The sequence below is a fragment of the Thalassospira sp. genome (assembly GCF_002709775.1).
Classification (GTDB): Bacteria; Pseudomonadota; Alphaproteobacteria; order Rhodospirillales; family Thalassospiraceae; genus Thalassospira.
Map to the genome: position 1 here is coordinate 14382 of NZ_PAQR01000006.1, position 13896 is coordinate 28277.

General features: G+C 54.1%; 11 protein-coding genes. 1 reads left to right on the forward strand and 10 read right to left on the reverse strand.

Translation table 11 applies throughout. The features are described 5' to 3' along the window. Positions 1-3: 3 nt before the first annotated feature. The 6 genes from CMO10_RS03010 to CMO10_RS03035 all read right to left on the reverse strand — a co-directional run bounded on the left by CMO10_RS03010 (position 4) and on the right by CMO10_RS03035 (position 7039). Complete coding sequence (locus CMO10_RS03010) at positions 4-1770, reverse strand: SulP family inorganic anion transporter (protein ID WP_297018806.1); 1767 nt, start codon at positions 1768-1770, stop codon at positions 4-6. Between the two features lie 65 nt (positions 1771-1835). Beyond that, positions 1836-3509 (reverse strand): bifunctional protein tyrosine phosphatase family protein/NAD(P)/FAD-dependent oxidoreductase, encoded by a 1674-nt coding sequence (locus tag CMO10_RS03015; protein ID WP_297018807.1) that lies wholly within the window; start codon positions 3507-3509, stop codon positions 1836-1838. Between the two features lie 24 nt (positions 3510-3533). Continuing rightward, complete coding sequence (locus CMO10_RS03020) at positions 3534-4418, reverse strand: MBL fold metallo-hydrolase (RefSeq protein WP_297018808.1); 885 nt, start codon at positions 4416-4418, stop codon at positions 3534-3536. Positions 4419-4638: 220 nt separating this feature from the next. Beyond that, positions 4639-5292 (reverse strand): Crp/Fnr family transcriptional regulator, encoded by a 654-nt coding sequence (locus CMO10_RS03025; protein WP_297018809.1) that lies wholly within the window; start codon positions 5290-5292, stop codon positions 4639-4641. 184 nt (positions 5293-5476) lie between these two features. Beyond that, positions 5477-5923 carry a VOC family protein gene (locus CMO10_RS03030; RefSeq protein WP_297018810.1) on the reverse strand — a complete coding sequence of 149 codons (447 nt, stop codon included), beginning with the start codon at positions 5921-5923 and terminating at the stop codon, positions 5477-5479. Positions 5924-5950: 27 nt separating this feature from the next. Beyond that, positions 5951-7039 carry a hypothetical protein gene (locus tag CMO10_RS03035; RefSeq protein WP_297018811.1) on the reverse strand — a complete coding sequence of 363 codons (1089 nt, stop codon included), beginning with the start codon at positions 7037-7039 and terminating at the stop codon, positions 5951-5953. Between the two features lie 403 nt (positions 7040-7442). Between CMO10_RS03035 and CMO10_RS03040 the strand changes: the two genes are divergently transcribed. Continuing rightward, complete coding sequence (locus CMO10_RS03040; protein WP_297018812.1) at positions 7443-10928, forward strand: indolepyruvate ferredoxin oxidoreductase family protein; 3486 nt, start codon at positions 7443-7445, stop codon at positions 10926-10928. Between the two features lie 62 nt (positions 10929-10990). Here CMO10_RS03040 and CMO10_RS03045 read toward each other — a convergent pair whose 3' ends face one another. From CMO10_RS03045 to CMO10_RS03060, 4 genes are all read right to left on the reverse strand, one after another. Continuing rightward, positions 10991-11437 carry an MmcB family DNA repair protein gene (locus CMO10_RS03045; protein ID WP_297018813.1) on the reverse strand — a complete coding sequence of 149 codons (447 nt, stop codon included), beginning with the start codon at positions 11435-11437 and terminating at the stop codon, positions 10991-10993. Positions 11438-11515: 78 nt separating this feature from the next. Next, positions 11516-11761, reverse strand: coding sequence for a DUF2312 domain-containing protein (locus CMO10_RS03050; protein ID WP_007090950.1), 246 nt, complete (start codon positions 11759-11761; stop codon positions 11516-11518). A gap of 113 nt (positions 11762-11874) precedes the next feature. Beyond that, a complete protein-coding gene (locus CMO10_RS03055; RefSeq protein WP_297018814.1) occupies positions 11875-13044 on the reverse strand; it encodes a carboxylate-amine ligase in 1170 nt (389 codons plus the stop codon). 1 nt (position 13045) lies between these two features. Then, positions 13046-13846, reverse strand: coding sequence for an N-formylglutamate amidohydrolase (locus CMO10_RS03060; RefSeq protein WP_297018815.1), 801 nt, complete (start codon positions 13844-13846; stop codon positions 13046-13048). Positions 13847-13896: the final 50 nt, after the last annotated feature.

The window sequence follows — 13896 nt, forward strand, 5'->3', positions numbered from 1 at the left end:
GTCCTAGACCAGTTTGACCTTTGGTTCGGAACTTGGGGGTGCTTCCGCCCCCTTCCCGTCTGTCAGTTTTGAGATAGCCTCGAACTGTGACAGGAAGACGTCCCCGGTCAGTTCATCAAGGAAATGGGTTTTCTTCAGGCGGTCCATGACCGGTCCTTTGACCTCGGACATGTGAAGGGAAATGCCCATTTCCTCAAGCCGGTGATTGATGGCCTCGAGCGATTCAAGGGCGCTTAGATCAATTTCATTCACGGCCGAGCACATCAGAACCACATGTTTGAGGTTCTTGCACGCCACCACCCGATCATAGAGGTAATCCTCAAGATAGCGGGCATTGGCGAAATAAAGGCTTTCATCAATCCGGATGGTCAGGACTGAGGGATGCGTAATCACCTTATGACGCAGCACGTTACGGAAATGCTGGGTATCGGGAACCAGGCCGACCTCGGCAATATGCGGGCGCGAGGTTTTATACAAAAACAGCCCGACCGAAAGCACCACACCGGCCGTCACCCCGACCTCAACCCCAAGACCAAGGGTCAGAAGGATGGTAGCCAGAACCGCAATGAAGTCGGCCTTGGAATATTGCCAGCTGGTTTTCAGGATTGAGAAATCGACCAGCGACAGCACGGCAACAATGATGGTCGCCGCAAGCGTCGCCTTTGGCAGGAAATAGACCAGCGGGGTCAGTGCCACCGCCGCAATCGCCAAACCAACTGCGGTAAAGGCGCCGGCCGCCGGCGTTTGTGCACCGGCATCAAAGTTCACGACCGAGCGGGCAAAACCACCCGTAACCGGATAACCGCCCGTGAAAGCCGCACCGATATTGGCAGCGCCCAGACCAATCAGTTCCTGATCGGGGTTGATGCGCTGACGGCGTTTGGCCGCAAGCGTCTGCGCGACCGAGATTGATTCAACAAAGCCGATCACGGAAATCAGGATGGCTGGCACCAGAAGGTCGGTCACAAGGCCCGGGCTGAAATCCGGCATGGTCAGCGGCGGCAGGCTTTGCGGCACATCCCCGACGATCTTCACACCCTTATCGGCCAGGCCGAGATACCAGGTCGCCGCCGTGGTGGCGAAAACAGCAAAGACCGGCCCAGCCTTGGTCAGGACATCAGCCGAACGTGCGCCAAGGCCCAGCTTGCGCAAGGCGGGTTTAAGCCCCTTCCGCACCCAGAACAGGAAGCCCGTGGCACAAATACCAATGATAAGCGTCGTCTGATTGGTTTCGGGAATATGGGCAATCAGCGAGGTAACAATTTCCCAAAGGTTATGCCCACCGGCATCAACACCAAGAATATGTTTGAGCTGACTGGCGGCAATGATCATGCCCGATGCGGTAATGAAACCGGCAATCACGGGGTGCGAGAGGAAGTTGGCCAAAAAGCCCAGCTTGAACACACCCATCGCAAGCAGGATCGCCCCGGACAGAGCGGCAAGCGTCAAGGCAGCAAGGGCATAGCCCATCGTCCCTGCCTCGGCAATATTGCCAACGGCGGCTGCCGTCATCAGGGAAACAACCGCCACCGGCCCGACCGCAAGTGCGCGGCTGGTGCCAAAGATGGCATAGAGAATGATCGGCGCGATGGAGGCATATAGCCCGGCCTCGGGCGGCAGACCAGCCAGCAGCGCATAGGCAAGCGATTGCGGGATCAGCATGATCGTCACGATCACGGCTGCAATCATGTCATTGCCAAAAGCCGTCCTGTCATAGGTCTGTCCCCAGTCAAAGATCGGGACATATTTGCGGAGCATGTTAAGGCGCATTCGTCGATCTCTTAGATCAGAGTGGGTCCAAGGCAACGCGAACGCTGCCTTGGACGAAGGGTGTTTTAGTTGCTGGTAACCTTTTCAGGCTTGGCCAGCCATTCCTTGCCGCGCAGCATCGCCTTCCAGTAAATCGGCGGCAGCAGCTTTTCCTTAAGCAACCAGGCAAGGTGGGACGGCTTGGTGCCATCGATCAGCCATTTCGGGAAGGACGGCAAAAGCGTTCCGCCATAACCGAATTCGGCCAGAACAATGCGACCGCGCTCCACCGTGAGCGGGCAGGATCCATAGCCGTCATACTGCGCGACCGGGGATTTGCCATCGATATCGGCCACAACGTTTTCGGCAACCACCGGCGCCTGTTTGCGGGCAGCCGCAGCCGTTTTGGCATTGGGTGCATTCATCACATCGCCAAGCGACCAGATATTGGTAAACGACTTGTGACGAAGGGTCGCCTGATCGACATCGACCCAGCCAGCAGCATCTGCCAGCGGAGAAACACGAATGAAGTCCGGTGCCACCTGCGGCGGGCAGACATGGATCATGTCAAAGGACTTCTCGATGCGTTCGACCTTGGTTTCGGGTTTGGCAACATCGAACCAGGCCTTTTTCGCCTGACCATCAATCGCAACCAGATTGTGGAAGAAGTTCAGATGGGCATCGTATTTCTTCACATAGCTTTCAAGGGCCGGGACGTAGTCCTTAACGCCAAACAGCACGCCACCGGCATTACAGAAATCAATGTCGATGTTCTTGAGAACACCATTGCCGTTCCAGTGATCGGCCGACAGATACATCGCCTTTTGCGGGGCACCGGCGCATTTGATCGGCATTGGCGGCTGGGTAAAGATCGCCTTGCCTTCGCGCATCGAGGAAACCAGTTCCCAGGTGTAGGGTGCGAGGTCATAGCGATAGTTCGAGGTCACACCATTGCGGCCCAGCGTTTCAACCAGACCATCAACCCGGTTCCAGTCGAGCTTAAGTCCCGGGCAGACGATCAGACGGTCATATTTAACCACCCGGCAGCCATCAAGAATGACGGCGTCGTCTTGCGGCTCAAACGCGGCCACAGCTGCCTTGATCCAGTGCACGCCCTTGGGGATCAGCGATCCCATGGTCTGGGCCGTGGTGCTGGCTTCAAACACGCCACCACCGACCATGGTCCAGCCCGGCTGATAATAGTGAATATCGGCCGGATCAATGACCGCGATCTCAAGGCCCGAACGACGAGCCTGCAGGCTCGATGCCACCGAAATACCGGCAGCACCGCCGCCGATGATTACGACGTCATATTTCGCATCGCCCTGATCGGTGGGCGTTTTGCCGCCATTGACAATACGGCGGACAACACCGCCCATGTCATAACCGGCGGCCTTGGTGGCGCGAAGGATTTCGCTGGTATCAAGATGCCCCGCCTGGCTCAGCGACCAAAGCGTTGTCGAACGCGTGCCTGTGCGGCAATAGGCAAAGACCGGCTTGGGCAACTCGTCAAACAGGCGGCCGAAGTCACGGGCGTCGTCATCGCTGACCTTGCCCGAAACAATCGGTTGGTAGCGGATTTCAAGCCCGGCTTCCTTTGCCGCGTTTGAAATCTCTTCAAAGGTTGGTTGATCGGCGCCCTCGCCGTCCGGACGGTTACAGACGATGGAGCGGAAGCCGAGCTTGGCGATTTCCTTGACATCGTCTGCAACGATCTGCGGACTGACGGAGAACCCGTTACTTATTGTTTTGGTTTCCATGGCTTTTCCTCACCTGAGTGTTGATCAGAGCCCGTTGACCGGGACTTTCAGCATTTTCTTGCCGCTGCTATCGGTCGGCACCTGACCGGCGCGCATATTGACCTGAAGCGACGGGATAATCAGACGCGGCATATCAAGCTGGGCATCACGTTCGGTGCGGAACTTGATGAAGTCTTCGCGGGTTTTGCCTTCGCCAACATGAATGTTGTGCTGCTTTTCCTCGCCAACAGTGGTTTCCCACTTGATGTCACGGCCATTGGGGCCGTAGTCGTGGCACATGAACAGACGCATATCATCTGGCAGGGCGAGGAGCTTCTGGATGCTGTCATAAAGGGTACCGGCATCACCGCCCGGGAAATCGGCACGGGCCGAACCACCATCAGGCATGAACAAGGTATCGCCAACAAAGGCCGCGTCACCCATGACATGCACCATGCAGGCCGGGGTATGACCCGGGGTATAGATGGCAAAGCAGGTCATGGAGCCGACCTGATAGGTGTCGCCATCTTCAAACAGGCGATCAAACTGGCTGCCGTCACGCTGGAATTCGGTGCCTTCGTTAAACACCTTGCCAAAGGTATCCTGAACAACGGTGATCTTGCTGCCGATGCCAAGCTTGCCACCCAGTTCCTGCTGGATATAGGGGGCGGCAGACAGGTGGTCGGCATGGACATGGGTCTCAATGATCCATTCCAGCTTAAGGCCGTTATCCTTCACGAATGCGATCATGTTATCGGCATGGGTAAAGGTGATGCGACCCGCCGCATAATCGATATCCATCACGGAATCGACAATTGCGCAGGCGTTGCTTTCGGGGTCCTTGACCACATAGCTGATCGTGTTGGTATCTTCGTCAAAAAAGGCCGTAACTTCGGGTTTTACGGACATGTTTACCGGGTATGCAGACATGGATTCCTCCTAAACAACTGTCTCCGGGCCGCCTTATCCACGGCATGCATCGGATGGGTTCGAGATGTCCGTTACCCACAGGTTTGCGGGCAAAACATCTGGCTATTCTCTTTATTTTAGGAATTCGCGATTTGCGCTTCAGTGACGAAGTCACCAAACATCGCAATATCAACACTTAATAATTCTAAAGTCGTAGAACCGCCTGAACGGCAGCGATTTTCTAGCTTTGCGCCAGCTTTTCCAGCGGTGCACGTTCAATCAGGCGGATGGTGCCGCGCGACTGTTCGATCCAGCCACGGCGCTGGAATTCCTGCAGCTGACGCGAAATCACTTCACGCGCGGTGCCCAGCTCAACAGCCAGTTTCTGATGGGTTGCGGCAACCGTTTCCTCGCCACCGGCCAGCTCGATCAGCTTGTGCGCGAGCCGGATATCAAGCTTCTGGAAGGCGATTTCCTCGATCACCATGAACAGGTCGGTGATGCGTTTAGAATAGGCGGTAAAGACAAACTGGCGAAACTCGATCGAGTCCGAGACAAGCTTGTCAAACACCTTGCGCGGGATTGCCACCGCACGCGTTTCGGTTTCGGCAATGCCTTCGGCAGAGTAATCCTCATAGGCCAGCAGGCAGGCCGTGGTCAGAACGCAGCTTTCCCCGGCATGGACACGATAGAGCACAATTTCACGACCCGTATCGGATGTCTGTTGCACACGAACGGTGCCATCGAGCAACAGCAACAGGTTTTCTGGCGACTTGCCCGGCCCGAAAATAACCGTGTTGGCCGGAACAGTGACGATCTTGCTTTCACCAACAAGGTAGGATCGGATGCCATCGGGCAAACGTGACAGACCCGGAAACTGGTCGATCCAACTCAAAACCTTATCCCCCTTGAAAGCATTGACTAAAACTACATCACATTCGATGTAAAAGGAAATTATCCCGGATGCAACTGTACTTTGGAATATTTCCGAAAATGCAGCCCCCGCCTTACCACACGACAAACATATAAAAACGGGCAGCAATTTGCTGCCCGTGTATGAATTCTTAGGGGGATGCGCCCTACTCGGCTTTTGGCGGTGGAAGGCGAAGATTACCTGCCTCGTCAATTTCCCAGAACGGATTAAACGCCACTTCCCAGGCATGACCATCGGGATCACGGAAATAGCCGGAATAGCCACCCCAGAAAACCTTTTCGGCCGGCTTCTGGATTTTGGCCCCGGCCTTTTTGGCCTCTGCCATGACCTGATCGACTTCTTCTTCGCTGCGCGCATTATAGGCCAATGTCAGCCCGGCGAAGCTTGCACCGGTATCATCATCGAACTTGCCATCTTCCTTAAGCGCATCGCGCCCGAACAGGCCAAGAGCAAGTCCGTTGGAGAGCTGGTAAAACACCACCTGCCCTTCGACCATTTCGGTCATTTGCCAGCCCAGCCCGTCTTCATAAAACCGACGGGACCGATCCAGATCCGCAACACCCAGAGTAATCAGCGAAACACGTTGATCCAACCTTGCACCCTTTCAAGAAAGATAGCCTTACTCAGGCACCTTGTGTTTCTCTTGCAATTTCCATTCTGCAAAATGCTTGGCGTCAAAACTATCCAACGAATGGGCATTATCAGAAATGAATTTTCTCAATCTCAAATTCCATGCCACTTTAGCCACGATGTAAGAGAATACAAATACGCCAAAAATTATAGCTCCGACGTAAAAGTATTCCAAGTTACCCGAAATGCCCAATACATATAAAATTGCACCAGAACACACACTAAACATCAAAAATGATAACAATAGAAACTTTCTAAATTTAGGCCTCTCCCTCCACAAAACCGACGAACAACAGTAATCCTCAAAAACCTTCCCTCCAATATTCTCTACATAATCATAAAAATTATTGTAGTACTGAATATAAGGTAGAGGAACTTTTTGCAAAACGACCATAGCAACAAAGCACAAGGTACAGCAAATCGCATACACAATAACAACGTAATTAAAAACCCCATCAATAGAAGGGTATTTTATTATATTAAAAATAATATATATTTGAGAAAATAAATAAATTCCAATGTAAAAAACAACAAATAATATTAAAAATATACCCATAAATGGGAATATTACTGAAACTGGGGACACCAAGAAAAGTTGCCCCCTAAAAAAACCTGGAGTTCGGTCAACTCCAAACATATTTCCAGGAACCAAACCCTCAACAACTCTTGATTCCTCCTCTCCTCTATCCCAAATATACATTTTCCTTAAAGCATTAATCAAAATACCAGTATTCATAGATAGAAAAGATGAGGCAACTAAAACAGAATAAGCTACAAAAACCGATACTTCCTTTACAGATGCCAAGTTTTTAGAGGAAATTTCCAAAATAGAAATATCCTTCTCAGGAAAATACAAACCAACGAAAAGAAAAATATTCAACATAAAACTAAAATTCATAAACCAGAAAGATCTTGTTTCCAACGTGGACAACCTTTCTCTCATATCTCCAACAATTCTCCGATGCTCCTCCTCAGATAAGGACATTCTTTTATAGCTATCGACGATGTTATCGGAACGCACGCTAGTCATCGTTTCCCAACGAATTACGCTCAAGCTCAAGTAATCGTAGTTTTTCACTTTTATATCCCCTGAGACCATATTGCGGCACACACGCCAACCAGCACGAGATTAACATAGCGCACTACCCACGCCGAGCATGGACTCGGCCCATCTTGCAATTTCGCATCGCAACAGAAGCGCAATTTTATTGCGCGCAAATCGGTACCGGAATAAGTAAATAATAAGTTGCCCTTACGTCAACAGATGCAATCAGGCGTTTTGCATAGTGCAATGCGAGTTCGTTTTGAAAAAAGGTCAGTATTTATTACCATTTCAGGATCAGGCATGGGTCCCGCAATCCCAACCTGACAGATAATTTACAGGTCATACCGAAACACTGCGCCAACACCCATATCAATAAAAGCAGTGCATAGGGCCCGAAATGACCCCGCATATCAGAGAGATCCGAGGGAGACCGGTCATGGCACAACAATTGGCGGCAGTTCAACTCGACGATAAATATACGCTTGAGGAAGGCCGGGTTTACCTTACAGGCATTCAGGCGCTGGTGCGCCTGCCCCTGATGCAGCGCCAGCTTGATGCGCGCGCGGGCCTTAATACCGCCGGCTGCATTTCCGGTTACCGTGGATCGCCACTGGGCGGACTTGATCAGCAGCTTTGGCGGGCGAAGAAATTCCTGACCAAACAGCAGATCGAATTCCAGGCCGGGGTCAATGAAGACCTTGCCGCCACCGTCGTCTGGGGCAGCCAGCAGGTCAATATGTACAAGGATGCCAAATATGATGGCGTCTTTGGCATGTGGTACGGCAAGGGTCCGGGGGTTGACCGGTCCGGTGACGTGTTCAAGCATGCCAACCATGCCGGCACGTCCAAACATGGTGGGGTTCTGGTTTTGGCGGGTGATGACCATTCCTGCAAATCATCGACCCTGCCCCATCAAACTGAGTATGCCTTTATCGATGCGCAGATCCCGGTCCTGAACCCGTCGGGTGTGCAGGATATTCTTGATTACGGTCTGCATGGCTGGGCGATGAGCCGCTATTCCGGGTGCTGGGTGGCGATGAAAACCATTGCCGAAACGGTTGAAAGCTCGGCCGCAGCCGATGTCGCACCGGATCGTATCGTTCCTGTCATCCCGACCGATTTCGACATGCCCGAGGGCGGCCTGCATATCCGCTGGCCCGATACGCCCAAGGAGCAGGAACATCGCCTGATGAAATACAAGCTTTATGCCGCACTGGCATATGCGCGGGCGAACAAGCTTAATAAAACCGTGATCGACAGCCCGAATGCGCGGCTTGGCATCATTACCACCGGCAAGGCGTATCTCGATGTCATGCAGGCCTTCGATGACCTTGGCATTTCCGAAGAAGACGCCGCCAAGATCGGCATTCGCGTGCTTAAGGTCGGGATGAGTTGGCCGCTCAACCGGGATGACGTGCGCGAATTCGCCATGGGGCTGGAAGAAATCATCGTGGTTGAGGAAAAGCGCGCGGTGATGGAAAACCAGGTCAAGGAGCAGCTTTATAACTGGCGCGAAGATGTCCGCCCGACCGTGATCGGCAAGTTCGATGAAAAAGGCGAATGGATCCTGCCATCCATGGATGAGCTGACCCCGGCCCGTGTTGCCGTGGTTTTGGCCGAGCGCATCAAGCGGTTCTATGACAGCCCCGCCATTCATGAACGCATTGACTGGCTGGCCGAAAAGGAACGCGAAATCGCCGAACCGCGCCCGGATGTGGCCCGTATTCCGTGGTTCTGCCCGGGTTGCCCGCATAACAGTTCGACCAAGGTGCCTGATGGCAGCCGTGCGATGGCCGGGATTGGCTGTCATTATATGGTCAACTGGATGGATCGCTCGACCGAGACATTCACCCATATGGGCGGCGAAGGTGCGACCTGGATCGGTCAGGCGCCGTTTACCGAGACCAAGCACGTCTTCCAGAACCTGGGCGACGGCACCTATTACCATTCAGGATCGCTTGCGGTGCGTGCCGCCGTCGCATCGGGTGTGAACATCACCTATAAGATCCTGTTCAACGATGCGGTTGCCATGACCGGCGGACAGCCGGTTGATGGCCCGCTGACCGTGCCGCAGATCACGCGCCAGATGTATGACGAAGGCGCCAAACGCATCATCGTTTTGTCCGACGAGCCCGATAAATATCCGATGGGATCGGAATTTGCGCCGGGGGTTGATATCCGCCATCGCGATACGCTTGATGACACCCAAACGGAACTGCGCCAGATCGAAGGTGTTTCGATCCTGATCTTTGATCAGACCTGTGCCGCGGAAAAACGCCGCCGTCGCAAGCGCAAGCTGATGGTTGATCCGCCCAAGCGTGTATTCATCAATGATCTGGTCTGTGAAGGCTGTGGTGATTGTGGTGAACAATCCAACTGCCTTGCCGTTGTGCCGGTCGAAACCGAATTTGGCCGCAAACGCGCGATCGATCAGTCAGCGTGCAACAAGGATTTCTCGTGCCTTAAGGGCTTCTGCCCGAGCTTTGTCACCATCGAAGGTGGCGAACTTCGCAAACCCGATGCAGCAGCCAAGGGTGACACCGGCACGGACGCCGTGTTTGCCAGCCTGCCGCGCCCGACCCTGCCCGCGATTGATGATCCTTGGTCGGTCCTGATCACCGGTGTTGGCGGCACGGGTGTTGTCACCATTGGCGCGTTGCTTGGCATGGCCGCCCACATTGAGGGCAAGGGCATTGTCGGTCTTGATATGGCGGGCCTTGCCCAGAAAGGCGGGGCTGTCGTCAGCCATATCCGCTTTGCCAATGATCAGAACAAGCTGCATGCCGCGCGCATTCCGGCCGGCGAAGCCAATGTGGTTCTGGGCTGTGACCTTCTGGTCGCGGCAAGCTACGAAGGGCTTGCCAAGATGCGCCGCAACTTTACCCAGGCGGTGATCAATACACATGAAACCGTCACCGGCGCCTTTACCCATAACCCGGACTTCGAGCTTAAAACCAACGAGCACATGAAGGTCATCAATGATGCCTGTGGTGCCGATGGTGTCCATTTTGTCGAAGGCAGCGACATTGCCACCCGTCTGATGGGCAATTCGATTGCGACCAACCTGTTCATGCTAGGTGTTGCCTGGCAGCGCGGCCTGATCCCGATCAGTGAAGAAGCGCTGATGCAGGCAATTGAGCTTAATGGCGTGTCGATTGACATGAACAAGCAGTCCTTCCATTGGGGACGCCTGTATGCCCATGAGCGCAACCGCGTGATTGACGTCGTCGGCCCGAACGAGGCCGAAGCCCATCCGATCGCGACCGAGCTTTCCGACATCATCGCCAAACGCCGTGCGTTCCTGACCGATTATCAGAACGCGGCCTATGCCGATCGCTTTAGCGCCCTTGTCGATAAGGTCGCAACGGCAGAAAAACGCCTTGGTGACGCGGATGATCTGGCCCGGTCAGTTGCGAAATATTACTTTAAACTGCTGGCCTATAAGGACGAGTATGAAGTCGCACGTCTTTATACCGACCCGGCCTTCATCAAAAAGGTCACCCAGACATTTACGGGTGATTACAAGATCAACTTCCATCTGGCACCGCCGTCACTGGCCAATGCCGATCCGGAAACCGGCAAACCGCAGAAATCGGTCTATGGTCCGTGGATGATGTCGGCCTTCCGGGTGCTGGCAAAGATGAAGTTCCTGCGCGGCACCAAGCTTGATCCGTTTGGCCGCAACCCGGAACGCCAGATCGAACGCCAGTTGATCACCGATTACGAAAAACTGGTGACCGAAGTGATTGACGGGCTCACCCACGACAATGCCCGCATCGCCAAAGCGTTGCTCGCCCTGCCCGAACACATTCGCGGTTACGGCCACGTCAAGGAAGAACACATCGAAAAGGCCAAGGCACGCGAAGCCGAACTGCTTGAACAGTTCCGCAACCCGCCCGAACACCTTAAGGCGGCGGAATAATCCCGCGTACCTCTAACATCAAAGGCCCCGGAAATTCCGGGGCCTTTTCCTATACCGTGCTGTCAGGAAACGAAGATTGGGTCCTTGCCATCCCCGCGCAGGCGGGCTGCGGCGGGCTGCCCAAACGAAATCAGAAGCTTCTTTCGACGCGCCGCGGAAAGCTTATTTTCGGGACTTGGACGGATGATAGCGGCTTCGAACCGGTCTGCGACGATCAGCCCGACATCTTCGGGGATCAGGTCCTTGGGAAAGTGCATCGGCACAGCAAAGAAGAACCGGTCGCAGTAATCGAGATAGCTTTGCCATTTCTGATCAACCCGGAAATCCTCGACCGATGATTTGACTTCTACCGCCCATAGCTCGCCTTTTGGCCCAAGGGCAAGCACATCAAGCCTGCGGCCATTACCCAGACGAAGCTCCGTCAGACAGGCAATCTGATGATGATATAAAAGCCGACAGACACCTTCGGTGACCTCGGATGTGATTTCAGGGCGGGATGCGTTTGTCATGGGCCAAACTTACAAAAGCAAAAGCCCGCATCAAAGCGGGCTTTTGGTATTCACGTCCAGTCTGCTGACAGGGTGCTGTCAGCTCATGCCCAGCGCACGTTTGTAGACTTCCAGGATTTCTTCCTGTTCGGTGCGTTCGTGGTCTTCCATTTTGCGCAGACGAATGATCTGGCGCAGGATTTTCACGTCATAGCCAAGCGCCTTGGCTTCGCCGTAGACTTCCTTGATATCAGCCATCAGGTTGGCTTTTTCTTCTTCAAGGCGTTCGATACGCTCGACATAACTCGCAAGCTGATCGGCTGCGATACCACCGACTTCGGTCATCAATTCTTCTCCGATGATGGATTGCACAGCGGATATCCGATGCGCGGAATTTCAAAGGGCCCAAACCCGTTTCGGCGCGACGATACTCAATGCATCCCTCGCTGACAAGCCCGTTAGGTGTCCGATCTTGCGTGCGGGTCGGTGCGTTCAATCAGCACATCGGCAACGGCAACCAATGCGTCCTTTGGCGAGGCACCCAACTCGATTGCCGCATCATAGATTTCGCGCTGTCGACGGGCACTGGTGCCGCGTTTAATGATGGTGCGTGCATGTTCGACTTCATCGACACAGCCAAAGAATTCGGCGTCAGGCCGGATGAGTTCAAGGATTTCTTCGAGCAGATCGGCATAGGGCACGATTTCGCCGCGACCAAAATCAATCAGACCGGCCTTCTCGCCCGGATCGCTGCCATAACGGCACGCCCGCCAGCGGTTTTCACGCACCAGCATGTTGGCATAAATCCGCCAGCGCTGATTATTGCGCCGCAGACGATAGAGCATACGCATCAGACATCGCGTGATCGACGCAACGCAAACAGCATCTTCAAGATCGGTACAGACATCAGCAATGCGCATTTCAAGCGTCGGCCAACGATCAGAGGGGCGCAAATCCCACCAAAGCTTGGTGCCATCTTCGATCACGCCAGCATTGATCAGCATATCGACATGACGGCGATATTCCGCCCAGGAACCGAACACTTCAGGCAAGCCGGTACGCGGCAGGTTATCAAAGACAGACAGTCGGAAGGTCTGAAGCCCGGTCTCCCTGCCCCGCCAGAAAGGTGAACTGGTGGTAAGTGCGAGAAGATGCGGCAGGAAGTAACTTGCCTGCGCCATCAGTTCGATGCGCAGATCATCATCCTCGATCCCGATATGGACATGCATGCCGCAAATCAATAAGCGATCCACCACCGTGCGCAAATCGCGCGCGATGGTGTTGTAGCGCTCGCCATCGGTATGTTTCTGATCGTCCCACTGGGCAAAGGGATGGGTCGAGGCCGCGAGCAGCGCCATGTCATACTTCGCTGCCACCTCGGAAAGGGTGCTGCGCATTTCAATCAGCTGCTCGCGCGCTTCAAGCGCACTGTTGCAAACCTTGCTGCCCGTTTCGACCTGACAGCGCATGAATTCGCTTGAGACCTGATCGCCAAGCTTTGCCTTGGCGTCCTTGAGGAATTCGGCAGGCGGGTCTTTGGCAAGATCGCGGGTTTCGCGATCCACGAGCCAGAATTCTTCTTCAATGCCGATGGAAAATCCCGGTTCGCGTGCGTTGGCCCCAGCCAAATCAGTCTCTCCTGATCTTGTATAGGTTCGGATCCGCAAGGATGTCGACGAAGGCATCCCCAAGGATCTTCGCCCATTTTTCACATCCTGCGTCAGTATCAATCAGATCCTGACGAATTTCAATCGACACACACGGAAGACCAGCCGCCTCGCCGTGATGATCGATGGTGTAATCAGCAAGATGACGCCCGGAATAGGGTTCATTGTCGCCAATGGTCAGATCCGGGTTCTGCGCGCGCAGAGTTTCAAGCAGCGGCACCGGAATACGATCATCCTGATCCCACAAAACACCAATTTCCCACGGGCGTTCAAAACCCTGAAATACGGGGGTGAAGCTGTGAATGGCGATCAGGGCCGGGGCGATTTTATGGGCGTGGAATGTGGCAATCTGTTCTTCGATCGCCCAGTGATAGGGCAGGAAAATCTCGCGGATGCGCTGCATATGTTCGCTGGGCGAGACGTTCTTGTTGCCCGGCACCACGGTCTGATCGGCAATTTCGGGCATTCCGGTCGGGTCCCAAAGCTGCCGGTTGCAGTCAATCACAAGACGCGAAAACCCACCCAGAACCGCCGGGCAGTCAAAACGATCAACCAGAATTTCAGTCACCTTGCGCGCGCCGATATCCCAGCCGATATGGCGCTTGCGCTCTTCCTCGGGCAGGCCGAGCGTACCTAGGCTTTTGGGGATTTCGCGGGACGCATGATCGCAGACAAAAAGCGAGTGGCCCTTGCCGTTTTCATTCAAGACTTCAAACGGGGCGGGATCATCATGGCCCAAAAGGGTCCCAGCTTGGTTCGGCACGCGTGTTCTCCTGAAATTCGGTGGTCTTTTGGTATTGAGTATCGATATTG

Excerpts from the sequence above, each read along its gene's own strand:
- CMO10_RS03010 (WP_297018806.1), bottom strand. The coding sequence starts at position 1,770 with ATGCGCCTTAACATGCTCCGCAAATATGTCCCGATCTTTGACTGGGGA.
- CMO10_RS03015 (WP_297018807.1), bottom strand. The coding sequence starts at position 3,509 with ATGGAAACCAAAACAATAAGTAACGGGTTCTCCGTCAGTCCGCAGATC.
- CMO10_RS03020 (WP_297018808.1), bottom strand. The coding sequence starts at position 4,418 with ATGTCTGCATACCCGGTAAACATGTCCGTAAAACCCGAAGTTACGGCC.
- CMO10_RS03040 (WP_297018812.1), top strand. The coding sequence starts at position 7,443 with ATGGCACAACAATTGGCGGCAGTTCAACTCGACGATAAATATACGCTT.
- CMO10_RS03045 (WP_297018813.1), bottom strand. The coding sequence starts at position 11,437 with ATGACAAACGCATCCCGCCCTGAAATCACATCCGAGGTCACCGAAGGT.
- CMO10_RS03050 (WP_007090950.1), bottom strand. The coding sequence starts at position 11,761 with ATGACCGAAGTCGGTGGTATCGCAGCCGATCAGCTTGCGAGTTATGTC.